This window comes from Rahnella aquatilis CIP 78.65 = ATCC 33071 (assembly GCF_000241955.1).
Classification (GTDB): Bacteria; Pseudomonadota; Gammaproteobacteria; order Enterobacterales; family Enterobacteriaceae; genus Rahnella; species Rahnella aquatilis.
Genome location: NC_016818.1, coordinates 3,873,995 through 3,900,012, shown reverse-complemented (window position 1 = coordinate 3,900,012; position 26,018 = coordinate 3,873,995). Strand labels below are relative to the sequence as shown.

Here is a 26,018-nt window from a genome sequence, read left to right as displayed (position 1 = left end):
GCTATGAAAGTATTGTTTTTTGTGTATAAATTTCCTGTGTTATCGGAAACATTTATACTCAATCAGATAGCCTATTTCATTAATCAGGGATGTGATGTTAGAATTGCTTCTGTTTTTCCCGGCGATTCGGGCATAGAACATAAAGTCATTAAAGAATTTGACTTGTTGGATAAAACACAATATCTGCTTAAAAGTGAACCGCATGGAAAATTTTCCAGGGTATTTGGGCGGATAAAATCCCTCGCCCCTGCGGTCTTCAATTATTCGGCCGTTAAAAGTATTAATGTTAAAAAATACGGTTATTACGCAAAGACACTCTTACTTCCTCAGATCCTCTCCAGGAATGAAAAAAAAATTGAGTCTGATGTCATTATTTCACATTTTGGCACCACGGCTGCTCTGGCTAATCAGTTAAGGAATCTGGGTTTTCTTAGAGGGAAATTAGCCGCCGTTTTTCATGGTAATGATATTTCTCAAGCCCGTATTCTAAATTTATTTCATGATGATTATCTAAAGTTATTTAATAGCGCAGATTTTATTTTCCCCGTCAGTCAGTTGTGGGCTAATAAAATAAAATCAATGTCAGGTCATGACAATAATATTCATGTAATAAGAATGGGTATTGCTGTAAACAGATTCCCATTCAAACCCAGACCCAATCTTAATCATCCAATAAAACTACTCTCTATAGCCAGACTCACAGAGAAAAAAGGCATTTCAGTCGCTATTAATGCCTGCCTGTTATTAAAACAGCAAAACGTTGACTTTGATTACACCATTATCGGGGATGGTCCGCTGCGTAAAGAACTTGAGTCTCAGGTCGCCAGTCTTGGACTGAGTGACAAAATTGCCTTTTTAGGTGCGCAGACGCAAGAAACTGTCTCTGAATATTTAAATAACTCGGATGTGTTTTTACTCCCTTCTGTCACGGCGGCAGATGGTGATATGGAAGGTATCCCGGTTGCATTGATGGAAGCAATGGCAATAGGTATACCCGTAATATCGACGTTTCATAGCGGGATACCCGAACTCATTGAGGATCGGGTGTCTGGTTTTCTGGTCAATGAAAATGATGCCGCCAGCATTGCGGGTGTCGTCTGCGAAATAATCGATAATCCCGGTCTGTTGCCGGATATTTGCCGTAATGCAAAGCAAAAAATTGATAACGAATTTGATCAGGATAAATCGTATTCCAGGATGTTAAATATTCTACTCGACCAGCCTTTACATATTAACCGGTGATAAATTGAAAATTTACTATTATAAATCTGCGCATGGAAATTTTGGGGATGATCTTAACGCATGGATTTGGGATGCACTACTTCCCGGCTTTTTTGATGACAATGAGGACGTAAGGGTATCCGGTATTGGCACCATTATTACCTCCGCCATGCCGCCTGCTAAAAAGTGGTATGTCTTCTCGAGCGGGGTGGGTTATGGCTATCCACCGGCCAACTTTGGTGACAGTTCGTGGGAAACGCTGTGTGTCAGGGGGCCGCTCAGTGCTGAAATTTTGGGATTGCCGAAAGATAAGTTTATTACCGATGGCGCCGCGCTGTTAAACACGCTCGCCGAGTTTAAACCTCTGTCAGAAGCTGAGCGCAAGGGGGTGATTTTTGTTCCGCATCACCATGCGCTCGTCACGGGGCAGTGGGAAAAGGTTTGTCAGCAGGCCGGGGTTGAATTTGTGAATCCACAGTCGGATGCGAAGACCGTTATTCAAAAAATCCGAAATGCCAAACTGGTACTGGCGGATGCCATGCATGCGGCCATTATTGCCGATGCGCTGCGTGTACCGTGGGTTCCTTTAATCACATCCTCTCAAATCAATACATTTAAATGGCTGGACTGGACACAAACCATCAAACAACCCTACAGGCCGACAGTGCTGGGGAGTAGCTCATTGCGTGAGTGTATGCGTGATAAGTGCTTATATGTTTATGGCGAGAAATACCATTTACCTGATGCCGATGTCGAATATGCCGTGAGTTATTTTAAAAAGCAGCGTGAGCTGAAAAATAAAAAATGGTGGCCTCATTATCATGACATGATGCGTCTTGCTTTATATCGGATCCCTAATAAAGGCATGCAGGTTATTGAACAAACCGCTAAATTAAATCTTGATAATCGCTTTATCGATAACGCAGCCAATATCCTTTTAGCTGCCAGGAAGCAGCCTGGTTTTTTGAGTGAAGATAATCAGTTTACTAATAATGTAGAACGTCTGCTGGCTGGTGTTGATATACTTTCAAAATGCAAGTGATATGTAAAGGATGTAACCTTGAAATCTCAAGAAAACGCCCGCAGACCCACCATTCTTTCTGGTGCAATCTGGTCTATTCTGGATAATACTGCGTCTCAGGTCATTACGTTTGTTATATTTATTGTACTTGCTAAGATTTTAACGCCCAGTATATATGGCATGTTAAGTATTTCTTTATTGGTAACTCAATTTTTCAAAAGCGTTATCTTTGATAGTATTGCCACTTCAATTGTCAGGAAAAAATCGCCTTCTGAAGTCGATTATAACTCTGCTCTTTTTTTGTGTTTTTCTTTATCTGTTCCCGCTTTTCTGATTGTTTTTTTCGCCGCTCCTTTTATTGAGGCGTATATGAACGTGCCGCAATTAGCCAATGTGATCCGCGGCACTGGCGTTATTATTCTGGTGAGCGGTCTGAGTCGTACTCATGAAGCCTGGCTGTCGCATAATATGATGTTTCGCCCGTTAGCGATACGTTCTATGACGTCGATTTCTATCGGCGGTATTGTCGGGGTAGTCATGGCCTACAATGGCTTCGCCGTCGCCAGTTTAGTTGTGCAGCAAGTTGTGACATCTTTGATTTCACTGGTAGCGCTGTGGGTGGCGACACCCTGGAAGCCCAGAATGAAAATTTCCAGAGAATCAATGAAGGAATCACTGGGATTTTCAAAGCATGTCGCGTTGAGCAATGTCACTAACTTTGCAAATCAGAATAGCGATGTTTTCTTCATAACTTATTTCCTGGGGAGTGCCGCAGCCGGGATTTACTCTGCAGGGAAACGTATTGTTAATACATTGAATCTGGTTCTGGCATCGGCCTTAATGCGTGTTTCACTGCCTGCATTCAGCCGTTATAAAAATGATATTAATGAGTTTGGTAAGAAGTATTTGCAGGCGACGTATTTAACAGTGCTTGTCACTGCGCCTGCTTTTGTGGGGCTTGCATCATTATCCCATGATATTACTTTTTTACTTTTAGGGCATAAGTGGATGAATTCTGTCCCCATTATGCAAATTGTCAGCGCTGTCGGTTTTGTCACTTCAATTGGCTATTATAATCATTCAGTGATGTTTGCCAGAGATAAGCCTGAATGGCAGGCACGGCTGACATTGGTTTACGCGATTACTAATGTGGTGGCTTTTTATTTCTTCGTAAGATTTGGACTTATCGCTACGGCTCTCGTCTTCTCCATTCGAACTGTGCTGTTGTATCCTATTTCGGCATGGTGTGCCCTGACGCTGTTGAATTTAACGTTTAAACAATATGTCAAAGAGTTGATCACGCCCGTTATTTGTTCTGTTCTGATGTGCATGATACTCATGGCCCTGCAACAATACGCTGTCCTGAGTGAGTCCTGGTTTGGGTTAATTATAAAAATAGGTATTGGCGCAGTAATTTATTTCGCGTTAATTTTTACTTTCTCCTCAGTGAGTAAGAGAACAATGATTTCTTCTCTTGCAAGAAAAATTATTCAGAGAGGATAAATGAGATTATGGAAAAAAACTCATCCTTAGTGAGTATCTTAATTCCAGTCTATAATTCAGAAAAGTTTCTCAGAAAAGCGCTTCAGTCAGTGGCAGAGCAGACATATTCAAATGTTGAAATAGTTATCGTCGATGATTGCTCAAAAGATTCATCGCGACAAATTGTCAGCTCTTTTTTTGCAGAGTTTGAATATATCCAGCACAAGGTCATTAACAATAAGGTCAATCAGGGGGTTTCTTTTGGGAGAAATACACTGGTTGATAACGCTTCCGGCGACTTTATTTGTTTCTTAGATTCAGATGATTATCTTGAGCCTGATTTTGTCAGTTACCTGATCGAAATTATGACGAAAAATAATACCAGTATGGGGCAGTGCCTGTATTTTTCTGAAGATCCATCGGGTATACCCGTTGGCAAAACAAATGATTTTACGTCCGGTACCATTTTACAAGGTAAAAATGCTGTTTTTTCCATGCTGGAGGGCAAGGTAACGGGATATTTGTGGCACAAAATATTTAAACGCGACTTGTTTGATGGTATTCGGTTTGATACGACATTGACCGTTTTTGAAGATTATGAAGTGATTATGAAAATGTTTGTTAACGGAGCAAGCATCTCTTTCGGTAATGAACGAAAATATCATTATATTCAGCATGCTTCGTCACTAACTAAACAATCTTACCTAAAAATATTAAATCGCCTGGAATATCTGAACCGAACAAAAACACTGGTATCGCCGCTTATTATCTCTGAAACTGATAAAGTAAAGTGGGCAAAGCACAGTTATCTGGTGATTTTAATGGTCTTTATTAATGCCGTCAGATATGGCGCGCCCTTAAAAGATGTTATTGATATCAGGCGCTCTATTGATCTCTCTTATGTTCCTAAATTATCGAAATCGCTCAGTTTGAAAAAACTCTCCGCCATTTCACTTATTAAAATTTCCCCCTATTTGTTTTATTTTATGCTTAAGACTGCTTTTAAAATAAAAGCATAGTGATTTTCATATCCCTCTGTACTCTGCTGAATGATGTGTACGTTATTCCTCTGCGCACTGAGTGGTTTTATTCGGTGGTTTAATCTTATTTAACTCTTTTATTTTTGAGACGAAAACTATGATCCTTCCAGTAATCATGGCTGGCGGCACCGGTAGCCGTTTGTGGCCAATGTCTCGTGAGCTTTATCCAAAACAATTTCTTCGTTTGTATGGTGATAATTCAATGTTGCAGGAAACGGTCACCCGTTTAAAAGGGCTGGACGTTTCTGCACCGCTGGTTATCTGTAATGAAGAGCATCGTTTTCTTGTTGCCGAACAATTGCGACAAATAAACCAGCTCTCCGATAATATTATTCTTGAACCTGTCGGGCGCAATACGGCGCCGGCGATTACCCTGGCTGCACTCAGTGCCATCGGCAACGGTTTTGACCCGTTATTGTTAGTGCTTGCAGCCGACCATGTTATCGAGTCTCCGGAGGCCTTCCATCAGGCCGTGCAGAATGCTATTCCGTTCGCTGAGCAGGGGAAACTGGTCACGTTCGGTATCGTGCCGACAGGTCCTGAAACCGGCTACGGTTATATACAGCGGGGAACAGAATTCAGCAGTGATGCCGATTCTGTTTTTCGGGTGCAGCGTTTTGTCGAGAAACCAAATCTTGAGACCGCATTGCAATATCTGGAAAGCGGTGAGTATTACTGGAACAGCGGCATGTTTTTGTTCCGCGCCAGACGTTTTCTTGAAGAGATGGCGAAATTCAGGCCGGACATACTCGAAGCCTGTCAGAAAGCGATTGAAACCTCGCATACTGATGAGCAACAAGATTTTATCCGTGTAGATAAAACAGCATTTCTTTCCTGTCCGGATGAGTCTGTAGATTATGCCGTCATGGAAAAAACCACCGATGCGATTGTTGTTCCGTTAGATGCGGGCTGGAATGATGTGGGTTCCTGGTCGGCTCTTTGGGAAGTGAATGATAAAAACGCCGAAGGGAATGCCGTCAATGGCGATGTGTTTACCCATAATGCGAAGAATTGTTATATCAACACCGATGAGAAATTGGTGGCCGCTATTGGTGTGGATAATCTGGTTATCGTCAATACGAAAGATGCCGTTTTAGTGATTGATAAAAACCAGGTGCAGGACGTTAAAAAAGTCGTCGAATATCTGAAGAGTAATAAAAGGCGGGAATATCGTTTGCACCGCGAATCCTATCGCCCGTGGGGCCGTAACGATAATGTCGTGACTGCCCCCCGTTATCATGTAAACCGCATCACCGTTAAACCGGGCGGACAGTTCTCATTACAAATGCATCATCACCGTGCGGAGCATTGGGTCATTCTGTCGGGCACCGCCAGGGTTATTCTCGAAGATAAAAATTATCTGCTCAGTGAAAATGAATCCACGTTTATCCCTATTGGTGCTCAGCATATGTTAGAGAACCCGGGAAAAATTCCTCTGGAACTTCTGGAAATCCAGTCGGGATCCTATCTGGAAGATGACGATATTATCCGTATAAAAGATCACTATGGTCGCTGTTAATTTGGGGATGAAATATGTCAGGTACATTAACTTGCTTTAAAGCTTACGATATCCGCGGTGAATTAGACGTCGAATTAAATGAAGATATTGCCTATCGCATCGGGCGTGCATACGGGGAATATTTAAAACCACACAAAATGGTATTAGGTGGCGATGTCCGTTTAACCAGCGAAGCATTAAAACTTGCGCTGGCGAAAGGTTTGCAGGATGCGGGAACTGACGTTGTGGATATCGGCGTGACCGGTACGGAAGAAATCTATTTTGCAACGTCTTATCTGTCCCTCGATGGCGGCATAGAAGTAACCGCCAGCCATAATCCTATGAATTACAACGGCATGAAACTGGTCCGTGAAGATTCCCGTCCGATCAGCGGCGATACCGGTTTACGCGATATTCAGGCGCTGGCGGAGGCTAATAATTTTCCACCGGTCGATCAGGCTAAGCGTGGCAGTTACGAGAAAGCCTCTGTGCTGGATGAGTATGTTGATAAGCTGCTCAGCTTTATCAATTTTGAGAATTTTACCCGGCCTTTAAAACTGGTGTTTAACTCGGGTAATGGTGCGGCCGGTCATGTTGTCGATGCCATCGAACAGCGCTTTATTGCAGCCGGAGTACCGGTTGAATTTATCAAAGTTCACCACGAGGCCGACGGCACCTTCCCGAACGGTATTCCTAACCCGTTATTGCCGGAGTGCCGTCAGGACACGACGGATGCCATCATTAAGCACAAAGCCGATATGGGGATCGCTTTTGACGGCGATTTTGACAGATGTTTTCTCTTCGATGATGCCGGTAATTTTATCGAAGGGTATTATATCGTCGGTCTGCTTGCCGATGCTTTTCTCGAGAAATATCCCAACTCAAGAATTATCCACGACCCGCGTCTGAGCTGGAATACCATTGATATTGTCACCGGTGCAGGCGGCGTGCCTGTGATGTCAAAAACCGGCCATGCATTTATTAAAGAACGTATGCGCCAGGAAGATGCGGTCTATGGCGGTGAGATGAGCGCCCATCATTACTTCCGCGATTTCTATTATTGCGACAGCGGGATGATCCCCTGGTTGCTGGTCGCTGAATTATTGCATCTGAAAGGCAAATCTCTTCGTCAGCTGATTAATGACCGGATCACTGCCTATCCCGCATCCGGCGAAATCAACAGCTATTTGCAGCAGCCGAAAGAATCCATTGCTCGTGTATTAGCCATGTATGAAGGTGAGGCGGTTAACGTCGATCATACTGACGGGATCAGTCTTGAGTTTGACGAATGGCGTTTCAATCTCCGCAGTTCTAACACAGAACCTGTTGTACGCTTAAACGTTGAATCCCGCGCAAATACAAAATTAATGCAGGAACAAACCAGAAGAATTCTTTCTATCCTTCGTAGTATGTAACGATTAAAAATATCTTATTTAAGTGAGTGATAATAACTCGCTGCGGGTTGGTGTTGCTCACTTTTCATTTTATAAGGTTTAAATTATGTCACATGATGTGAGTGTAGGGATTGTTGCTGACTGGTTAGTGACATTTGCGGGGTCCGAAAAAGTTATCGCAGAATTTATTAAATTATACCCGCAGGCTGATGTTTATTCTGTTGTCGATTTTCTTTCTGATGAATCCCGGAAGAAGTTCTATGGAAAAGAAGCGACGACCTCTTTTATCCAGCGGTTACCTTTTGCGAAAAAGAAATATCAGCAGTATCTGCCTTTAATGCCGCTGGCTATCGAGCAACTTGATGTGACGGGGCATGACATTGTACTTTCCAGCAGTCATGCCGTCGCCAAAGGCGTACTGACCGGTCCTGATCAATTGCACATCAGTTATGTACATTCTCCGATCCGCTATGCCTGGGATTTTCAGCACCAGTATTTGCGTGAGGCGGGGCTGAATAAGGGCCTGAAAGGTAAACTGGCCCGCTGGTTCCTGCATAAAATCAGGATCTGGGATTACCGGACCGCTAATGGCGTGGATCACTTTATCGCTAACTCCCAGTTTATTGCCCGGCGAATTAAGAAGGTCTATGGCCGGGATGCGGATGTTATTTATCCTCCTGTTGATGTAGAGCGTTTTACTTTGCAGGAGAATAAAGAAGACTTCTATTTTACTGCCTCACGCATGGTGCCTTATAAGCGTATCGATCTGATTGTTGAAGCATTCAGCCAGATGCCGGATAAGAAACTGGTGGTGATCGGTGACGGCTCTGAAATGACGAAAATAAAATCCAGAGCGGGCAGCAATATCGAAATACTGGGCTATCAGCCTGACGAGGTGATGCAGGATTACATGCGGCGCACCCGGGCGTTTGTTTTTGCTGCTGAAGAGGACTTCGGGATTACGCCGGTCGAAGCACAAGCCAGCGGGACGCCGGTGATTGCCTTTGGCAAAGGCGGCGTGCTGGAGACCATCAGACCTTATGGTGAATCTAATGCCACCGGGGTGTTTTTCGCAGAACAAACGGCGGAATCACTGATTCAGGCTGTGCATCACTTTGATAAAATTAAAGACTCCATCCTGCCGCGGGACTGCCGCGAAAACGCTTTAAAGTTTTCTGCGCAAAGATTTCATGATGAGCTGGATGAGTATATCAAAACAAAATGGCATGACTTTAACGAACGAAAACGCATCGTTTATTAATGCTTTAATCATTTATAATATTGTTCATTTTTCTGTCGTTGACTGTTTATTCTGCGATTCATCTTACTCAACATAACCTTGCAATTATAATCGTGCATCTGTCCGGATGCGTTTTTAAATTGTAATCAAAGGGTTTACTATGTCTAAGGTCGCTCTTATTACCAATATCACCGGGCAGGACGGATCTTATCTGACTGAGCTTTTGCTTAAAAAAGGCTATACAGTCCATGGGATTATTCTGCATGGCCCGTTACCCGCTACTGAATCTGTCTGTGATGATTTACAGGCAAACAATTCTGATTTTCATATTCATCATTATGGCTGGGGTGAAATTTTAGATTTGCCGGGCTTGCTGGCGTTAATTCGCCCGGACGAAATTTATAATCTGGATATCACCAGTGAGACGGCCACCCATTCTGCGTATTCCGTGGCCGGGATCAGCGCGCTGAGAATGCTCGAGGCCATCCGTTCGCAGGGGCTGGAGCGTACAACCCGTTATTATCATGCTTCCTCTTCCGCGTTGTGCGGGCTGGTTAACGGGATGACCATCAATGAAATGGTGACGTTTAATCTTCCGCCTTCGGAGACCGTCGCCAGGATCAGTGATTTCTGGACAGCCGTGAATTACCGGGAAACATTCGGTATGTACGCCTGTAACGGCATTCTGTTTAACCATGAGTCGCCGCGGCGCAGCGAAAGTTTTGTGACGCGTAAAATTACGCGCGGCCTGGCGAATATTACTCAGGGGCTGGAGAAGTGCCTTTATCTGGGCAATCTGAATGCCTTGCGTGACTGGGGGCATGCCAGAGATTACGTCAAAATGCAGTGGCTGATGCTGCAGCAGGACAAACCGGAGGACTTCGTCATTGCCACGGGCGTGCAGTTTACGGTGCGGCAGTTCGTGACGTTTGCGGCCCTTGAACTGGGGATCAAACTGCGGTTTGTCGGTAAAGGTGTGGAAGAAAAAGGCGTGATTTCGGCGATTATCAGCCCGGTCGCTGCGGCGCTGAAAGTCGGGGATGTGATTGTTGCCGTCGATCCGCGTTATATCCGTCCGTCGGAGGTCAGCAAGGTGTCAGTTAATCCGTCAAAAGCGCGGCGTCAGCTAGGCTGGGCCCCTGAAACCTCATTACAGGATCTGGTGATTGAGATGGTGCAGGCTGATCTGGCCTCCGCCAAAAAAGCGGCGCGCCTGAAACTGTACGGATAACGCCAGTCGCTGCTAAAAGAAGATGCACGAAAAAAGCCGGAGAATGCGCTGACATTCTCCGGTTTTTTTTTGCCTTCAGGAAAGCCGTTTATTTAGCGCCAAAACAGGCATCCAGCCCTGCCTGAGTATCTTTGCTCGGCAGACCCGGCATGGGTTTATCGGCGATAAGCGTGACGCCGGTATCCACATACCCGGAAACCTTTTTACCGTGTCTGGCATAGGCAACGGCAGCATCAACCCCCATCGCCGCCATCGTTAAAGGATACTGCTGGGCCGTGGCAGCTATCTTGCCTTCACGCACGTAATTTACGCCCGCACACCCGCCATCCACAGAGAGAATCATGGCATTCTTTTGTTTACCTGCCTCCTGCAAGGCTTTGTAGGCTCCCGCTGCGGCCGGTTCGTTGACGGTGTAAACCAGATTAATGTCCGGATGGGCTTTCAGGCAATTTGTCATGACCTCGTAGCCTTGTTTTTCTGCCCCTTCGCTATAGCCTGCACACACAATTTCGGGAGTGGCTGACAGTTCACTGGATTCGGCACCTGCCGCAGGTAAACCTAAGCCTTTCATAAACCCGTTGTGCCTTCTTGCGCCTACCAGATGTCCCGGCGATAAATCCAGCATGGCTATTTTGAGAGGTTGTCCGGGGAACGTCAGCGGCATGGCCGCCTGCGCATACTGACCAATCAGTTCGCCCGCTTTATAGTTATCGGTGGCGAAGAGGGCATCGACGGCACTGATCGGATCCGTGGGAGAATCGAGGGCAATGACCTGTACGCCTTTCGCCCGGACCTCATCGAGCGCGGGCACAATGGCTTTGGCATCGCTTGGCGTAATGAGCAATGTGGTCGCGCCGGCGGCCACCATGGACTGAATCGCGACGATCTGTGAAGGATAATCGCTGTCTTCTTTACCGGCTGCGGTAAGCAGTTTGGCCCCGTGTACGGTGGCCCCCAGCATGGCGCCTTCTTTCATTTTCAAAAAGAACGGGTTGGTGTCGGTTTTCGTAATCAGGCCAATGGTGATGTTCTGATTGCTGGCGGCAAGGGCTGCCGGGGCAAACAGGGTTGCTGCCACGGCAAAAACGCAGGAAATTTTCATTTAAATACCTTAGCGGGTGGCCGTTGCAGTGACATTAAGATTTCCCGCGCGTGAAATATCAAACGCAGAAATCTCCTCCAGTAAGATATGGGCCTGTTGTTTTAAACTGTCTGCCGCCGCCGCACTTTCTTCCACTAACGCGGCATTCTGCTGCGTCGCCTCGTCCATGTTGACCACGGCTTTGTTAACCTGATCGATGCCCGTATGCTGTTCGCTTGAGGCCAGGGTAATTTCAGCCATCAGGCTGTTGACGCCTTTGACAGCATTCACGACTTCCATCATGGTGGTGCCCGCTTCATCCACCAGCTTAGAACCGACATTGATCCGTTCAACAGACTCGCTAATCAGGTTCTTAATTTCTTTCGCAGCATTGGCGCTGCGCTGCGCCAGTGTGCGCACTTCTCCGGCAACCACTGCAAAACCCCGTCCCTGTTCACCGGCGCGGGCTGCTTCAACGGCGGCGTTAAGCGCCAGAATATTGGTCTGGAAAGCGATGCCTTCAATGACCGTGATGATTTGTGTCACTTTGCCTGAGCTTTCTGCGATTTCATGCATGGTACTGACGACGCGTTCTACCACCACGCCGCCGCGCTGCGCCACTTGTGACGCATTGGTGGCCATCAGATTCCCCTGATGGGCGTTGTCGGCGTTGTGTTTCACCGTCGCGGTCAGTTCCTCCATGCTGGCGGATGTCTGTTCCAGTGAGGAAGCCTGAGCTTCAGTCCGGCGGCTGAGATCCTCATTGCCCAGCGTAATTTCCGTTGAGGCGCTGACAATGCTTTCTGCGGAATTAGCCACCTGGTTGATCAACTGATGCAGTTTCACCTGCATGGCGCCCAGTTCGGCCAGCACGCTGTTTTGTGGGGCTTTTTTCGCGCCTGTCACTTCACTGAGATCACCCGCCGCAATACGCTGTACGACCTGACCTAAAACAACCGGTTCTTCACCCAACGCACGGAACAGTGAACGGATAATAATGCCGCCCAGAATGACCGCCAGACTCAGGGCGACCAGGCTGATAATGATGAAAATGAGGCGGGTTTGTTGATACGCGTCTTGTGCGGTATTCAGGCTCTCTTTAGCGCGCGCGTTACTGTATTTCAGATAGTCATTGGTGGTATTCAGCAGAAGCGTAAGCTGAGGCCGTAACTCGCGATTCATGCGGTCAATTGCTTCGGCTTTCTTCTCATCAAGGGCGAGATCAACAATGTGTTTAGCCACCGGACGGTAAGCTTCTTCCGCATTGATAATCGCGGTCACGAATTGCCGATCCTTATCGGTGACGTCTGAATGTTCTTTAATTGCCGCCTGAAGCTGGGTCAGCGCGGCAGTGGTTTTCTCTTCTGCCGCCGCCACTTGTCTTTTCCCTGCTTCGATATCAGCAGGCTCGCTGACCAGCACCAGCCCGTAAATATTCAGTGAGCTGTCTTTTACGCCACTGAGAATTAAATTCACTGAAGCCTCACGGGCGGAAACCTGCTGCACGTGGGTTTTGAATCTGTTATTGGCCTGGCTTAAAGAATTGATAGAGAGCAGCACTACGGCGAGGACAATGACGACTAAAACGCCAAACCCCAGAGTAAGCTGGGTGCGTACAGTAGTGTGTTTAAAAGACATAAAGGTAACTCCCTGAAATTGCGATTAAAAAAGTGCGCAGGCACCTTAAGTTTATGACAACATTTCAATCAGTCTGGTGCGTAAAACGTCGTTATCGGAGTAGCCTGTCAGGAAGCACAGGAGAGAAATCTGTCGGAAAAAATGAAGTTGGTCATGTAAACCGGATGAGATTTATTGATTAAGTTAACGGCACCCTGGCGGGAAAACTTGATAGCAGGGACATGCAGCCGGTTTGTTTGTCAGAAAAGTGTGATGTCTGTCTGGTTTTCATCCCTGCGATGTCGTCACACCGGATTCATCCTCAGAAAAATCATTCCATTTTTATAATCTCAGGCAATGATTGAAATTTCATATTTTGAAACATAAAGCCCTTAATTACCCTCAGACTAAGCTTGCGCTATAGAGTATAGCCAGTGCTATATTCTTCGTTGCCGGGTGAAATTCACACAAAAATAACAAGCAAGAACAGGGCGGGTGCAGTATGCGTGGAACAGGCCAGACGTCTTCTTTAACTGACAGAACCAATGCGGCGATTGTTAACGTCATGTCCGGTCGCAAACGCGGCCTGATGACACCGCTGTTGTTTGCCGGTCCTGCGGTGATCGCCTCGATCGCCTATATGGACCCGGGTAATTTCGCGACCAATATTCAGGCCGGCTCCCGCTATGGCTACACGCTGCTGTGGGTGGTGGTGATGGCCAATATGATCGCCATGCTGTTTCAGGCGCTCTCCGCCAAACTCGGGATCGTCACCCATAAAAATCTGGCGGAAATGTGTCGTGACCAGTTCCCCAAACCCGTGGTCTGGGGCATGTGGGGAGGCAGCGAAATCGCCGCGATGGCGACCGACCTGGCCGAATTCCTCGGCGGTGCTTTGGGGCTGTCGTTACTGTTCCATATGCCGTTACTGGCCGGAATGGGTATCACGGCGCTGGTGACCTGTGGGCTTCTGATGGTGGAAAAGCGCGGTTTCCGCCCCATTGAGCTGATGATCGGCGGGTTAGTGGCGGTGATTGCACTGTGTTATCTGGTGGAGATGTTTATCGCGCCGGTTGACTGGGCCGCGGCCGGTCTGGGTATGGTGACACCGCAACTGCCCGATGCGCAGGCGCTGACCATTGCCGTAGGGATCATCGGCGCCACCGTAATGCCCCATGCGATTTTCCTGCACTCCGGGCTGACTCAGCACCGTACTCACGCCAAAAATTCAGGCGAACGCCGTAAACTGCTGCGTTTTTCCAATATTGAAGTGGTGATCGCACTGACTCTCGCCGGACTGGTGAATATCGCGATGGTGATTATGGCGGCGGGTGCCTTCCACTCAGGTCACAGCGAGGTGGCGGAAATCGAAACGGCTTACCACACCCTGACGCCGCTGTTAGGCGTGGGAGCGGCAGGCTTCTTCCTGCTGTCATTGATCGCTTCCGGTATTTCCAGCTCAGTGGTCGGCACAATGGCAGGCCAGATGATCATGCAGGGCTTTGTCGGCTTTCGCATTCCTGTCTGGCTGCGCCGTCTGGTCACCATGATCCCCGCGTTTATCGTGGTGGCGCTGGGCGTGAATGCCACCGACGCGCTGGTATACAGCCAGGTGGTGCTCAGCCTGGCGCTGCCTGCTCCGATGATTGCACTGGTGATATTCACCTGCCGCCGCGACATCATGGGTGAGTTTGTTAACAGCCGCCTGACAGCCGTGTTTTCCATTATTGGCACGGTGGTGATTGTGGCGCTCAATATCATTCTGCTGCTGCAAACGTTTGGCGTGAATATTCCCGGTCTGGAATAAGGCTCCGGCGGCTCACTTCGCCATCGACTTCTCGTTCTTCGCCCGCAATTTCTTCGCCCGGCTTTCCAGCAGCAAATAGCACACCAGCGCCAGCAGCAGCGGCAGGAAGTAGTAGAGCAGGCGATAGGCGAGCAGCGCGGCGATAATCGTGCCCTGCGAGGTATGTTCTCCGGCCAGCAGGGCGATAAACACCGCTTCCAGCACGCCGATCCCCGCCGGAATATGCACAATCACCCCGGCGATACTGCTGACCAGCAGCACGCCCAGCACAAAGAAATAGTTCACATCCTGACCCAGCAGCAGCCAGATAATCGCTCCCATGGCCATCCAGTTGGCGCTGGAAATCACCATCTGTGCCAGCGCGAATTTAAACGACGGCAGCACCAGCTTTTGCCCTTTAATCGTCATATGGCGGCGTTTGGCAAAGGCGCAGAACCCGACGTAAACAGCCACTATCGCCAGCAGCACCATGCCGAGAATGCGCAGTGTGCCTTCGTCGATGTACCAGTGCGAAGGCAGTTCCACTACGCCGGAGGTGAAGATAATTCCGCCGAGCAAAATATAGCCCAGCCAGTTGGTGGTAATGCTCAGTGAGAAAATACGCGTGATCGTACCGCCGGGCAGACCCAGGCGGGAATAGAGCCGGTAACGCATGCCGATGCCACCCACCCAGGTGCTGAGCGTGAGGTTAAAGGCGTAGCAGATAAATGACACCAGCATCACCTGGCGCGCCGCAAGTTTGTGCCCGCAATAAGCGCGTGCAAGCAGATCGTAACAGCCGTACAGCAGATAGCTGCCAGTCACCAGCGCCACCGACATCAGTAGTGTCGTGCGGTTGTAATTGCGAATGACTTTCCACACGTCTTCCCAGTTGACCGTGCGGGCGTAGACCACCAGCAGCACGGCCACGGCGATAAAGAAAATCCAGGTGAGGATTTTTTTCGCCAGACGCCATCCCGGATGCGAAGCAGACATTAGGGTTTCACCTCCGAATTTTCTGTCGTCACCCGATCCTGTGTTTCAATTTCGGGTTGTACGGGCGGCTTTACCAGGGCCAGCCTTGGCGTGTGTGCCGGTAGCCAGCCGACCATGGCCGGGAATTTACGCAGGAAGTGGAACACCACCACGCTTTTCGCCAGGTTCCACCAGGTGCGTTTCGGCGCCATAGTTTCATCCACACACTGGCAGTCTCTGGCGATAATTCTGTGGAGGTTCTCGCGCAGCGTCTGGTTAAACGCCCGGTCGTGGATAATCAGATTGGCTTCAAGGTTGAGCGACAGACTCAGTGGGTCGAGATTGCTGGAGCCGACCGTCGCCCAGTGATCGTCCATCAGCGCGACTTTGCCGTGCAGCGGGCGACGGCGATATTCATACACCTGTACGCCGCCTTTCAGCAGATAGTTGTACAGCAGCTCCGCACCGACTTTGACAATCGGCATATCCGGCTTGCCCTGCACGATGAGCTTCACCTGCACGCCGCGGCGGGCCGCATTGCGCATGGCGTGCAGCAGACGGTAGCCCGGAAAGAAATAGGCGTTGGCGATAATCACTTCGCGCTTCGCGTTGGCGAGCATTTTCAGATAGTGACGCTCAATATCATCCCGGTGATCGTCGTTATCGCGCCAGACAAACAGCGCCTGCGCCTCGCCGGGCTGGCGGTTTTCGGCCGCATGATAGCGGCGACGTTGCTGCCACCATCGGCGGGTTTGCGCATGATCGGGCAGGTTTTCCAGCTCAAACTGCAAAATATCATCCACCACCGGGCCTTCCACCCGCACGGCGTAGTCCTGTTTGGCCTCGGGACCGTAACCGGACATGTGCTCGGCGGAGTAATTAATCCCGCCGACAAACGCCACCGTATTGTCGATGACAACAATTTTACGGTGCATACGGCGGAACAGATTGGTTCGCATACCAAACAGTGGCGGACGCGGGTCGTAATAGCGGAACACCACGCCTGCTGACGTCAGTTCGCCGACGAAATCATCGCTTAAATCAGGCGAACCATAACCGTCGAGCAGCACTTCCACATCGACACCGCGCTGTGCGGCACGCAGGATCACCGCATGCAACCGGTGACCCACTTCATCTTCAAACCAGATAAAGGTTTCGAGAATCACTTTACGCTGAGCGTTATCGATAGCGTCAAATACAGCCGGGTAATATTCGTCGCCATTTTCCAGAAGCTGGATGCGGTTGCCTTCCCGCCATGCGGTTTTCATAAGTGGATCTCCGCGCTTAACGGGGCATGATCGGACAGATGACGCCAGTTGCGCAGCGGCAGCGCTGCGGGCGCGCTGGCATGGGCATTTTTCACATAGATTCTGTCGAGACGCAGGAGCGGCATGCTGACCGGGAAAGTGCGCGCCGGGCGGCCCTTCGCGCGGGTGAAAATCTCATCAAGGCCCGCCTGCTCTTTAAGCGGGTGACTGGCTTTTTGCCGCCAGTCGTTGAAATCGCCCGCCACCAGCACCGGTTCTCCCGCCGGGAAAGCGTTAACCCAGTCGGCCAGTATGTTGAGCTGCGCCTGCCGGTGCGCTTCGCGCAGGCCCAGATGTACGCAAATCACATGGACAGGAGACTCAAGCTGCGGGGGCACGATGCGGCAATACAACAGGCCCCGGTTCTCGCTGCCCGCGACCGACACGTCGCGATTCTCATAATGTTCAATGGGGTAGCGTGAAAGCACGGCATTGCCGTGATGACCTTCGGGGTAGACCGCGTTGCGCCCGTAGGCAAAGTCGTTCCACATGGTGTCAGCAAGGAACTCGTAATGGGTTTTGTCAGGCCAGTTTTCCACATGCAACGGATGCACTTCATGCGCGCCCATCACTTCCTGCAGGCAGACGATATCGGCGCTGACGGTGCGTACCGCGTCGCGCAACTCGGGTAAAATGAAGCGTTTATTAAACGCGGTGAAGCCCTTATGCGTATTAATCGTCAGTATCTTCAACGAAAACTGCCGGGTTTGTTGGGTCATTGCGTCTCCTGCCAGCGTCACTATCCTGATGAAAATAAAGTATAGTTTCTGTGACGAAAAGAGGCAGGGTTACGGATTTATCCGTAAAGTCCGGTCTCGCAAAAGACAGAACAAGGTCACTTCAGGAGAAAAACCATGTTGTGGCAACAACGTATTCGTGTCACCACGGGGCGGAGTTGCTGGCAGATTGGTTTGAACAACGGCTGTGCCGCTGGCCCGCAGGGCGAGCCTGATAAAGGCGAGTCATCGAACGAAGTGCGGGGGAGAGTCCATGATCTTTTATAAGACGCGCCATAAACGGTTTTCTTTAAAGATGGTGCCGGACTCAGAATCGAACCAAGGATTCGCTTCCACATCAATGAAATTACCGAATAACAGTGAGTTACCTTCATGCTTCGATTCCGAATTTACTGCAGGCACACCTATTTTAGTTCCACACACTTTTTGAGATCTCCGGTTTTTCAGCCATCAGCCGGTCCTCTTCTGGCGTCAGGTTGTTCGGGGGTTCATGAGGCCGCTCGCTGTTATATTCAGTCAGCGCCTGGATCACCGGCTCATCGCGACGGGTATCGGGCTGGTAAAAATAGACCGTCCTGCTCAGCGATAATGTCCTGTATGCCTGGCGTACGCTCATCGAAAACATCTCTTTCACATCCCTGACGAGCTCACGCTTTATCGCTGGTTTTAAAGCTTTTTTCAATGACGTCTTTTAACGCGCGTTTTTCCAGACTCAGGTCGGCAAACATCTGTTTGAGACAGCGGTTTTCGTCCTTAAGATCCTTCATCTTTTTGATATCAGAGGCTTCCATGCCACCATACCTCGCTTTCCAGTTATGGTACGAAGCCTCAGATATTCCCGCTTCGCGGCAGACATTTTTGACGGTACGTCCGGCTTCAACAGACTTCAGAACGGTGATGATCTGGTGCTCGGTTAAGCGGGATACTTACATCCTAACCGCTTCGGTAAATGGTTTTATCGTGGCTAATGCCAGTGATAATAATGTTGATTGGGCAAAAAGTGGCTTTATATCCTTCCCCGTTCCGGCAAAAGCAAGCTACACTATCTATTCAAGTCCTAATGCTACTGAGGGATGTTCCTCAGGTATATTTAATTTTGTGGGATATCAGTAACTATAAATAATATGCCAAATTTTAATTTAACTGGTAGCTGGAGTATGGCTACCAGTTATTTTAATTTAATTTGTGGTTATTTTAATGGATTACCAAACCAGCGAAGATAATATTCACCAAAACTATAAGATGCATAATCAGTAATATGCCCTACATCTCGATATATTCCTATCCCATTTAATTGTGTAATGCACTCCCCCTGAGGGCATTGTACTTTTTTTGGATCTACTAACTGTAAGGTCGGGTAAGAATCTGTCATTTTTTTGAACAAACCCATGGTCCACTCATTTTCTGAACTTCCTGTCGGCGTAGAATCGCAAGCTTCTTTATTATAAGGGTGGCGTAGAATGGCTTCTTTTGCACGGCAAGCCATATACCCTTTTGGCATCGGCGCAATAGTTCTCATTAAGATAGGGCGAGCCCCGCTGGCAATAATAATATCTAATGCTTTACGCAAAGCCTCTTCCATTCGGGCCTGTGATAACGATTCACTGCGAGGATTATTTTCAGAGTTAATTAACCAAGGGCCCTGTGCATATTGTTCCCAAATTTCACCTATGATGACGTAATCGTAGTGACGATTTTTAATGAGCTCATAATAGTGTTGTGTGTTTTCATAACATTTCAGATAGCTTTGATTTTTATATATCCACCAATCGAACTGATAAATACCAGGCAGAGAGAGGCATGAAGGGGTACTGAGAGCTGTAAATTTAACATGAGCATTAATGCCCATTACATCCCAAAACCCCCAAAAGTGGTTAGAATTTGAGTCGCCTATCAGGAGTGCTGTTCTTGTCGCTTTGAGGTCGCCGAACTCACATTCAGAGGGGGCTTGCTTGCCGTCCAGGCAGTCATTGCGATGAAGAGCCTTTTGCGAATAAATCTTTTCGAGCCTGAAAGACGCATCATAATTATGTCCTAGCCTAAATGAGTACCCTTGATTTTTGTCTACAACCTTATATATGACAGTTGCGAGTAAAGCTGGTAACAAAACTAAAAGTAACAGGGTTTTAAGTAGAGAGACTTTTGCTTTTCTGAGCGGTGTTTCAATAAAATAGTATGATATAAAAGATAAAATTATGGTTATTAACATACATATAAAGACTCTAACCGCGCTCATCTCACCATAGATATAGTTATTAATAGAAAAAATCGGCCAATGCCAAAGGTAAATGGAGTACGATAATTTACCCAGATAGGTCATAGGCGCGCTACTAAAAAACTTCGTCAGAATGGTTTCTTTATCAGCAGCACCAATGAATATGAGGATCCCACTTGATAGAGTCACGAGTATTGCATATTGATTAGGATAATCCCTAAGCACCCCTTGAGATAAAGCGGCGTAAAGAATAATGCTAATAGCTAATAAGCCTAATATGTTGTTGAGGATTTTATTATTTACCTTTCCCTCAAATCTACGTTCAAGAAATATAACGCAACCGCCTGCGAGGAATTCATAAATCCTTGTTGTGAGAAAATAATAACCACCAAAAGGTTTGAAAGACATCACGGTTATTGAAGTTATCAGAGAAATAGCGAAAAAAATATAGATGGCATTAGCAGGTTTGAGGCGGGGTGCGACCTTTTTTAGTGCTAAAAGAGCAAGAGGTAGGATAAGGTACCACTGCCATTCGATTGCCAGAGACCATGTGTGCAGAAGTGGCATGACTGTTGTGTCTGGGGAGGCGTATTCTGCCGATGATTTGCCAAAATATTGATTGGCAAGTAAAAGACTAGAGTATTTTTGGCTATGAACATAACTTATATAATCAATTGGCAAGTATGTGAGGCTTATTAATATACAAACAACCAACCACATGAAAATCAGTACGGGTTGAATACGCCAAAGTCTTCTTCTGTAAAATTCACTTAGTTTGAAGGTGTTTTCATGCTGCTGTGATGTGATTATATTTGTAATGAGATATCCGGATATAACAAAAAATATATCAACGCCAATAAAACCTGAAGGAAAGAGTAGTGATCCACTATGAAATATCACAACCAAAAGGATAGCTATGGCCCTTAGGCCATCAATGTCCCTTCGATAGTATTTGGATGACATTTTGTCCTGCGAAGAAGCTAACATGTATACAACACCGTCAATACGTAAAAGAAGATCACTTATCGACGAGTTAGGAAAAAACTTGAGCCCTGGAATCATTAAAAAAGACAATCGCTTTCTGATTTCTTTAGTTTAGAGCGCTTATCAAAGGCTGAGCTTGGCAGAGAGCGCAGTTTAAGGGGGGGATTACCCACTGGGAAAATCTCAATACGTTCTTCGGCTATCCGCCTGATATCCGCAAGGCAATCTACACCACGAATGCCATCGAATCGCTGAACAGCGTTATCCTCGCAGCCATCAAAAAGCGAAAGGTGTTCCCGACAGACGACTCGGTGCGTAGGGTTATCTATCTGGCAATCAGGGATGCTTCAAAAAATGGAGTATGCCGATCCAGAACTGGCGGTTGGCGATGAGCCGTTTTATTATCGAGTTCGGTGACCGCCTGAGCGATCACCTCTAATACGGTGGCAGTTACACAGAATTATTTACAGGGGCTTTAATTACGATCTGAGTAGTTTTTTGACTATAAACAAGGGTGTTTGCGGGGATATCTTTATTGATAAATGACATTGCTCCAATAGTGACATTGTCTCCAATAACTATGTCCCCAAGGATGCAGGAGTTAGCACCGATATCGACGTTATTACCGATTGTGATATATCCTATATCAGGTGTTGATTTTTTCCTTCCAATAGTCGTGTTTTGACGGATATTCACATTGTCGCCAATCACACATTCTGCTCTGATTACGATCCCCACATAATGGTTTATTTTCATACCGGTTCCGATATGCGCAGCAATGCTTATGTCTGCACCATACTTTCTGGCTAAGTTAACTCCAATGATTTTGGCGATTTTTCGCTGACGAGATGATGAGGATTTATACAAATAGTTTGCAATTCGCCACCAAAAGTAGAAGCGTTTTTTGCGATTAAAAGCAACGCGGTGAAGAACTTTCAACCATGAGAATGCCTTGCCCCCATCTCTTTTTATCACTTCTTTTCTTAAACATTCCTTCAAATGTTCATAGTCTGTAACTTTATTACTTTTGGAACTGACTATAGGATTATCCATATTGTATTACCGTTAAATAAAAGCAATTAAGCACTTATCGGCATTGAACAAATAAACTTTAAAAGTATAACTTGGGTAGAGGATGTGCCCGAAAAATCGTGTACAGGTTCTGATGGATAAGGGATGCCTAACGAATTTTACCTTCCGCCACCGGTCCAATTTGGGCCCAAAGCTTTTTCGTCAGGCATCTTCCAGCTCTTTCATTCGTTTGATATCAGAGGGCTCCATACCGCCGTATTTAGATTTCCAGTTGTAATAGCTGGCTTCCGACACGCCGTTTTCACGGCACACATCCTTAACATGTCGACCCCCTTTAACTTCTTTTAGAACTCGCAGGATCTGAGTTTCAGTGAAACGCGCTTTCTTCATGATGAGCCTCCTTTGGTTGTATTTTAACCAGAGAACTCTATCAAGCGGTCAGACTAAATTCAGGAGGGACTACACTCGCTCAAACCGGACTGTCAGATTTGATGATGTTCTACCTACGAAATTTGTCAGTTCAAGTCTGAGCTAATCTATGTGAGCGTAGGGCTATTTCCGAATATCAGCTAATCCTCGATACGACCCTCATATGAGGGCCGTATCGACTTTGCTATTATGATTTAAATCCTGGCTTACCGTTGGCAGCTCGCCATTCTTTGATAGTTTTGACTATTCCTACGGGAGTATTATCAACTCCAGATTCTGGATAATAAATCAGATCTGAACCTGCTGGATGCTCTGTTAACAGTTCAAACAGAAGTACTGCTGAAATGTGCTCTTGTTCTGTTTTATAAGTGTCTTTACAAATCCCGGTAACAAAATCCAAAAACTCACTTTCAGTAAAATCAGATAATATTGTTTTGTCCATTTTTCAATTACCTTTATGAATTTCAATATGATTTTTAGGGGTTGCTGCATTCAGATTATCAACGTTGTATACATCCCCACCTTTAGAAATTTCCTGTTTATGGTGTAACTCAATTTTGACTCGTTTGCCAATTCGATCTTGTTTTCTAACGTATGGAGCTCGTCCATTTCTCATCGTATTTAAGCTGTTAGGATCAAATTGTTTGCTTAGTTCAGGATCATCGGCCACTGTCTTCCAGAAAGCTCGACGGAACGAATCAAAGCTCCCAAACGTCCGGCCACGCAGTTTATTGGCGATCTGACTCGGGAGCGGCGCACCATCACCCACACCGGCGTTCCCAAGCCAGTTATCCCCAACGGGCTGGCCTTTACCACTGACGGTACCGGGCATATTCCGGGGGCTGCGCAACATCACGTACAGCGGTTTCAGCCCGGACGCTGCCGGAAAAATCAGAATGACGTCTCTAAAATCCAGATCGTCTGCCACCGGCGTCGTGGTGACTGTCACGCCCTGTGGCGCGGAGACTGGGTTACCTGTATGCACGATGTTTTCAGGCAATGGAACCGGACCGCCCATCGTCAGAGGCGTGTTTACACCAGGCGCATCTGCAGGACTCACCAGAATGGTCTGTGCCGGCACACCCGCCATTGTCGGCAGCGTATAACTCCAGTAACCGGTTTTATTATCTTTTACAGCTCTTACGACCGGAACGCTGCCGGCAATACCGGTACGTACCAGTTGCGCTTCTAACGTACCATTTTCACGCATAACCATTTGACCGCGAACGGGCATAGAAATACCCACGTTCGTATCAGCCGCATTATTTAATACCGCAGAATCGGGCAAAGACAAGACGTCTCCGGAGATCAACGTACTGATATCCCGTCCCGGTACCACATCACTGCCCACACCTACTTCGCTTGAATACAGCAGCCCCACAATCGTCACGGCTACCGGGCCAGCCAGACTTGCCGTGGCAATACCGCGCAATTCGGCGAGGGCGGCGCTGATTCTGCCCCAGGCAGCACCGACGACATCATCACCCAGCACAACGCCGCCTTCGGATGCTACAGCCCAGCTAATGGGTGTACCGGTCATAGAAGCACTCAAAGGGATCCCACGGACAGACTGAATACTGATTGTTCTCAGCGAGTCAGCTGCAACCTGGCGTGCCTGCATAGCTTGCGCGAGTTTCGCGGCGGCGGCTTCTGCCGCCTTACGTTGTCGTTCAGCTTCTGCTGCTCGGGCGGCGGTTGCTGCCGCCGCGGCGGCGGCCTCTGCGGCCTTACGTTGCCGCTCAGCTTCCGCAGCGCGTGACGCAGCCTGCTGTGAAGCTGTCAACGCTGCCTGCGCAGCCTGTCGATGGGTTTCTGCATCACGTGCGGCCACCGCCGCCGCCGCACTGGCCTGCTCTGCCGCACTGGCCTGGCCAGCCTGCTGATTGGCAGAGTTACGAGTGTTTGTTGCGTTCGTCCGCGCCGCATTCAACGTGCTACCGGTGAGTTCAGTGACAAAAATGCTGACAGTTCGATCATTTTTCCCGCCAACATCACGTGTTTCCCAGTGACCATAGTCACCGTTCCTTTTAGTGAGCTTGGCGGCCTGTGCATTCAGCTGGTTAGCACGTAACGCCGCCTGTTGCGCAGCGGACTCGGCTGACTGAGCGGCCTGTCGAAGATTCACCGCGTTTTGCGCAGCGACATTCGCTGCCTGCTGCAAACGCGACTGCTCTGCGGTCGCAGTATTCAGATTCGCCTGAGACTGAGAAACCGACTGATTCAGCCCCGCAATGCCGGCAGCGGCAATCGCCGCCTGTCTTTGTTTTTCAGCTTCCGCAGCTGCAGATGCTGCCGCCTCCGAGGCTGCAGCGCCTGCTTTCTGATGCTGAGATATTGCACTCTGAAGATCGCTCAGTACCTGAGTAACGGCCTGGGCCATCGTTTTTTTAGCGGCATTATCGGTTGTTCGGGTTGCTGTATGACCATTGCTTCCGCCGGTTTCATAACTTTCTGTCACTTTATCCGGCATCAGGTCATGGGCGCGCTGCCAGGCCTGAACAATCTGGTCACGTGCAACAGGCTGTTGAACAAGAGCTAAAGCATCAAAAGCCGCGCGCAATATTCGATAAGATGCGGTAGACGTTACTGCGACGAGTAAGTTACTCAGGCTTTCTGAAATGGTGGCGTTAATCAACGACGTATTAACTGGTCCAGAGCCAGCCCAATTACTACCTACAGAACCGGATGACCCCGAAGCGCTGCCGGTATCATGCCCGCCTGCATTGCCAGTTCCTGTATTCGTACTGCCCTCATCAACATGAGATAGATTTACACGCACAGAGCCGTCAGAATCATAGGTCACCGGAGGCCCATTAAAATAGCCCGTGGGAACCTTACCGTCACCGTTATAACTGAATCCAGGCATAGTCTTTTCCTCTTTCAATCATTATATTTTTTTACTTAAGGGAAGTGTGGTATGCGTTTTATGGCTCACTAACTAACATCAGGTTCGCTATATTTAGTGCTCTGCCATACCACTAATGCTGTATATATATATATGTTTTTACATACAGTGTTTGCATGCTATGCCTGAATTGCGGAGGCCGTCAACGTGCCCAGTTATGAGGGAAATAATTACTTATACAAAAGGTTTTAATTTATTTGTTGTTTTAAATCATGATGATGTATTTGTTGCTAGGTGACGGGATTTAACATAAGGCCAACTTTCTTCGCCGTTTCGGCAGCTCTAAGAGCGCTGGCACAACAAAGACCTCGTTCTAAAAGAACCTTACTACCAAAATACCGCAGATGAATTCCGGGAACCAAAGCCAGCTATAAACATAAAGGGGTGAGGGCTAGTCGGTTTCTAAAAACGAATCACCGCAGGGACTTTATTTGAACATGCCCTTCTGGTTCTCCGCATTTATTGAAACGTATTGTTCTTAAGCAATCTGTCGACTCACTGCTGGCAAGTTTAATAAGGGGGCAGAATGTCCGCTTCACACCTTGCTCTAAAAGCAGCACGGAGAAGCACGTTCCCGATACAGGCTTCTGAAAAAGATGAACTGGCTCTGGTGATGCGTCAGCTTGACCAGGTTCAGGCCGGACTGGACAGGGCCCGCGTCGTAGCCAACCAGAATGGTCAGGATGCCCGTTTTTATTTCGATTACCTCAGTGCAAACCGCTACGTGGGGAGAATCCTTTTAACGGTGTCGTTGCCCGACCAGACATTAAGCGTAAGAAAACCCTGACACCTAATCAGATGAGCAGTATATATCTTATTATGC

Annotated in this window: 20 protein-coding genes and 3 pseudogenes; 12 read left to right on the top strand and 11 right to left on the bottom strand. The window is 47.8% G+C overall.

The annotated features are described in order from the left end of the window. Positions 1-3: 3 nt before the first annotated feature. The 8 genes from RAHAQ2_RS17720 (at position 4) to RAHAQ2_RS17685 (ending at position 10,127) form a co-directional block, all read left to right on the top strand. Positions 4-1,242, top strand: coding sequence for a glycosyltransferase (locus RAHAQ2_RS17720; RefSeq protein WP_015698544.1), 1,239 nt, complete (start codon positions 4-6; stop codon positions 1,240-1,242). A 4-nt stretch (positions 1,243-1,246) separates the two neighbouring features. Beyond that, positions 1,247-2,263 carry a polysaccharide pyruvyl transferase family protein gene (locus RAHAQ2_RS17715; RefSeq protein WP_015698543.1) on the top strand — a complete coding sequence of 339 codons (1,017 nt, stop codon included), beginning with the start codon at positions 1,247-1,249 and terminating at the stop codon, positions 2,261-2,263. 18 nt (positions 2,264-2,281) lie between these two features. Further along, positions 2,282-3,745 carry a lipopolysaccharide biosynthesis protein gene (locus RAHAQ2_RS17710; RefSeq protein ID WP_015698542.1) on the top strand — a complete coding sequence of 488 codons (1,464 nt, stop codon included), beginning with the start codon at positions 2,282-2,284 and terminating at the stop codon, positions 3,743-3,745. A gap of 8 nt (positions 3,746-3,753) precedes the next feature. Continuing rightward, positions 3,754-4,743: a glycosyltransferase family 2 protein gene (locus RAHAQ2_RS17705; protein ID WP_015698541.1), complete on the top strand. Its 990-nt coding sequence runs from the start codon at positions 3,754-3,756 to the stop codon at positions 4,741-4,743. Between the two features lie 118 nt (positions 4,744-4,861). Further along, a complete protein-coding gene (locus RAHAQ2_RS17700; RefSeq protein WP_015698540.1) occupies positions 4,862-6,283 on the top strand; it encodes a mannose-1-phosphate guanylyltransferase/mannose-6-phosphate isomerase in 1,422 nt (473 codons plus the stop codon). A gap of 14 nt (positions 6,284-6,297) precedes the next feature. After that, the gene (cpsG, locus tag RAHAQ2_RS17695; RefSeq protein WP_015698539.1) at positions 6,298-7,677 is read left to right on the top strand and encodes a phosphomannomutase CpsG; all 1,380 of its coding nucleotides are present in this window, start codon (positions 6,298-6,300) and stop codon (positions 7,675-7,677) included. Between the two features lie 85 nt (positions 7,678-7,762). Next, the gene (locus RAHAQ2_RS17690; protein WP_015698538.1) at positions 7,763-8,917 is read left to right on the top strand and encodes a glycosyltransferase family 4 protein; all 1,155 of its coding nucleotides are present in this window, start codon (positions 7,763-7,765) and stop codon (positions 8,915-8,917) included. 139 nt (positions 8,918-9,056) lie between these two features. After that, on the top strand, positions 9,057-10,127 hold the full coding sequence (locus tag RAHAQ2_RS17685; protein WP_015698537.1) for a GDP-mannose 4,6-dehydratase: 1,071 nt from the start codon (positions 9,057-9,059) through the stop codon (positions 10,125-10,127). Between the two features lie 88 nt (positions 10,128-10,215). Here RAHAQ2_RS17685 and RAHAQ2_RS17680 read toward each other — a convergent pair whose 3' ends face one another. Continuing rightward, the gene (locus RAHAQ2_RS17680; RefSeq protein ID WP_015698536.1) at positions 10,216-11,229 is read right to left on the bottom strand and encodes a substrate-binding domain-containing protein; all 1,014 of its coding nucleotides are present in this window, start codon (positions 11,227-11,229) and stop codon (positions 10,216-10,218) included. 9 nt (positions 11,230-11,238) lie between these two features. Next, complete coding sequence (locus RAHAQ2_RS17675) at positions 11,239-12,846, bottom strand: methyl-accepting chemotaxis protein (protein WP_015698535.1); 1,608 nt, start codon at positions 12,844-12,846, stop codon at positions 11,239-11,241. Between the two features lie 481 nt (positions 12,847-13,327). Here RAHAQ2_RS17675 and RAHAQ2_RS17670 point away from each other — a divergent pair, with 481 nt between their 5' ends. Next, positions 13,328-14,632, top strand: a complete 1,305-nt coding sequence (locus tag RAHAQ2_RS17670) for an Nramp family divalent metal transporter (protein ID WP_015698534.1) — start codon at positions 13,328-13,330, stop codon at positions 14,630-14,632. A 12-nt stretch (positions 14,633-14,644) separates the two neighbouring features. On the opposite strand, the gene RAHAQ2_RS17665 is transcribed toward RAHAQ2_RS17670, so the two are convergent. From RAHAQ2_RS17665 to RAHAQ2_RS25120, 4 genes and pseudogenes are all read right to left on the bottom strand, one after another. Beyond that, positions 14,645-15,607: a lysylphosphatidylglycerol synthase transmembrane domain-containing protein gene (locus tag RAHAQ2_RS17665; protein ID WP_015698533.1), complete on the bottom strand. Its 963-nt coding sequence runs from the start codon at positions 15,605-15,607 to the stop codon at positions 14,645-14,647. Next, positions 15,607-16,854, bottom strand: a complete 1,248-nt coding sequence (gene clsB / locus RAHAQ2_RS17660; protein WP_015698532.1) for a cardiolipin synthase ClsB — start codon at positions 16,852-16,854, stop codon at positions 15,607-15,609. Before clsB ends, RAHAQ2_RS17665 begins: the two co-directional genes overlap by 1 nt. Continuing rightward, a complete protein-coding gene (locus tag RAHAQ2_RS17655) occupies positions 16,851-17,612 on the bottom strand; it encodes an endonuclease/exonuclease/phosphatase family protein (protein ID WP_015698531.1) in 762 nt (253 codons plus the stop codon). Before RAHAQ2_RS17655 ends, clsB begins: the two co-directional genes overlap by 4 nt. A gap of 535 nt (positions 17,613-18,147) precedes the next feature. Further along, positions 18,148-18,532, bottom strand: a pseudogene (locus tag RAHAQ2_RS25120) (transposase); the annotation flags it as partial. Between RAHAQ2_RS25120 and RAHAQ2_RS26005 the strand changes: the two are divergent. Further along, positions 18,420-18,743 (top strand): hypothetical protein, encoded by a 324-nt coding sequence (locus RAHAQ2_RS26005; protein ID WP_148267137.1) that lies wholly within the window; start codon positions 18,420-18,422, stop codon positions 18,741-18,743. The pseudogene RAHAQ2_RS25120 and the gene RAHAQ2_RS26005 sit on opposite strands and share 113 nt — an antisense overlap. A 76-nt stretch (positions 18,744-18,819) precedes the next feature. Here the strand turns inward: RAHAQ2_RS26005 and RAHAQ2_RS17640 are convergent, their stop codons facing one another. After that, positions 18,820-20,832, bottom strand: coding sequence for an acyltransferase family protein (locus tag RAHAQ2_RS17640; RefSeq protein ID WP_158309247.1), 2,013 nt, complete (start codon positions 20,830-20,832; stop codon positions 18,820-18,822). Between the two features lie 164 nt (positions 20,833-20,996). On the opposite strand from RAHAQ2_RS17640, the pseudogene RAHAQ2_RS25115 reads away from it, so the two are divergent. Continuing rightward, a pseudogene (locus RAHAQ2_RS25115) lies at positions 20,997-21,268 on the top strand (transposase); the annotation flags it as partial. An 11-nt stretch (positions 21,269-21,279) separates the two neighbouring features. Here the strand turns inward: RAHAQ2_RS25115 and RAHAQ2_RS17635 are convergent. The 4 genes and pseudogenes from RAHAQ2_RS17635 to RAHAQ2_RS17620 form a co-directional block, all read right to left on the bottom strand. Further along, positions 21,280-21,882, bottom strand: coding sequence for a serine O-acetyltransferase (locus RAHAQ2_RS17635; protein WP_015698527.1), 603 nt, complete (start codon positions 21,880-21,882; stop codon positions 21,280-21,282). A gap of 186 nt (positions 21,883-22,068) precedes the next feature. Beyond that, positions 22,069-22,251: pseudogene (locus tag RAHAQ2_RS17630) on the bottom strand (transposase); the annotation flags it as partial. Positions 22,252-22,477: 226 nt separating this feature from the next. Further along, positions 22,478-22,732 carry a bacteriocin immunity protein gene (locus RAHAQ2_RS17625; RefSeq protein ID WP_015698525.1) on the bottom strand — a complete coding sequence of 85 codons (255 nt, stop codon included), beginning with the start codon at positions 22,730-22,732 and terminating at the stop codon, positions 22,478-22,480. A 3-nt stretch (positions 22,733-22,735) separates the two neighbouring features. Continuing rightward, positions 22,736-25,156, bottom strand: coding sequence for an S-type pyocin domain-containing protein (locus RAHAQ2_RS17620; RefSeq protein ID WP_015698524.1), 2,421 nt, complete (start codon positions 25,154-25,156; stop codon positions 22,736-22,738). Between the two features lie 565 nt (positions 25,157-25,721). Here RAHAQ2_RS17620 and RAHAQ2_RS17615 point away from each other — a divergent pair. Beyond that, positions 25,722-25,982: an integrative conjugative element protein, RAQPRD family gene (locus RAHAQ2_RS17615; protein WP_015698523.1), complete on the top strand. Its 261-nt coding sequence runs from the start codon at positions 25,722-25,724 to the stop codon at positions 25,980-25,982. Positions 25,983-26,018: the final 36 nt, after the last annotated feature.

Excerpts from the sequence above, each read along its gene's own strand:
- RAHAQ2_RS17700 (WP_015698540.1), top strand. The coding sequence starts at position 4,862 with ATGATCCTTCCAGTAATCATGGCTGGCGGCACCGGTAGCCGTTTGTGG.
- RAHAQ2_RS17625 (WP_015698525.1), bottom strand. The coding sequence starts at position 22,732 with ATGGACAAAACAATATTATCTGATTTTACTGAAAGTGAGTTTTTGGAT.
- RAHAQ2_RS17720 (WP_015698544.1), top strand. The coding sequence starts at position 4 with ATGAAAGTATTGTTTTTTGTGTATAAATTTCCTGTGTTATCGGAAACA.
- RAHAQ2_RS17615 (WP_015698523.1), top strand. The coding sequence starts at position 25,722 with ATGTCCGCTTCACACCTTGCTCTAAAAGCAGCACGGAGAAGCACGTTC.
- RAHAQ2_RS17665 (WP_015698533.1), bottom strand. The coding sequence starts at position 15,607 with ATGTCTGCTTCGCATCCGGGATGGCGTCTGGCGAAAAAAATCCTCACC.
- RAHAQ2_RS17705 (WP_015698541.1), top strand. The coding sequence starts at position 3,754 with ATGGAAAAAAACTCATCCTTAGTGAGTATCTTAATTCCAGTCTATAAT.
- clsB (WP_015698532.1), bottom strand. The coding sequence starts at position 16,854 with ATGAAAACCGCATGGCGGGAAGGCAACCGCATCCAGCTTCTGGAAAAT.
- RAHAQ2_RS17690 (WP_015698538.1), top strand. The coding sequence starts at position 7,763 with ATGTCACATGATGTGAGTGTAGGGATTGTTGCTGACTGGTTAGTGACA.
- RAHAQ2_RS26005 (WP_148267137.1), top strand. The coding sequence starts at position 18,420 with ATGCCACCATACCTCGCTTTCCAGTTATGGTACGAAGCCTCAGATATT.
- RAHAQ2_RS17640 (WP_158309247.1), bottom strand. The coding sequence starts at position 20,832 with ATGTTAGCTTCTTCGCAGGACAAAATGTCATCCAAATACTATCGAAGG.
- RAHAQ2_RS17680 (WP_015698536.1), bottom strand. The coding sequence starts at position 11,229 with ATGAAAATTTCCTGCGTTTTTGCCGTGGCAGCAACCCTGTTTGCCCCG.
- RAHAQ2_RS17635 (WP_015698527.1), bottom strand. The coding sequence starts at position 21,882 with ATGGATAATCCTATAGTCAGTTCCAAAAGTAATAAAGTTACAGACTAT.
- RAHAQ2_RS17685 (WP_015698537.1), top strand. The coding sequence starts at position 9,057 with ATGTCTAAGGTCGCTCTTATTACCAATATCACCGGGCAGGACGGATCT.
- RAHAQ2_RS17655 (WP_015698531.1), bottom strand. The coding sequence starts at position 17,612 with ATGACCCAACAAACCCGGCAGTTTTCGTTGAAGATACTGACGATTAAT.
- cpsG (WP_015698539.1), top strand. The coding sequence starts at position 6,298 with ATGTCAGGTACATTAACTTGCTTTAAAGCTTACGATATCCGCGGTGAA.
- RAHAQ2_RS17670 (WP_015698534.1), top strand. The coding sequence starts at position 13,328 with ATGCGTGGAACAGGCCAGACGTCTTCTTTAACTGACAGAACCAATGCG.
- RAHAQ2_RS17675 (WP_015698535.1), bottom strand. The coding sequence starts at position 12,846 with ATGTCTTTTAAACACACTACTGTACGCACCCAGCTTACTCTGGGGTTT.
- RAHAQ2_RS17620 (WP_015698524.1), bottom strand. The coding sequence starts at position 25,156 with ATGCCTGGATTCAGTTATAACGGTGACGGTAAGGTTCCCACGGGCTAT.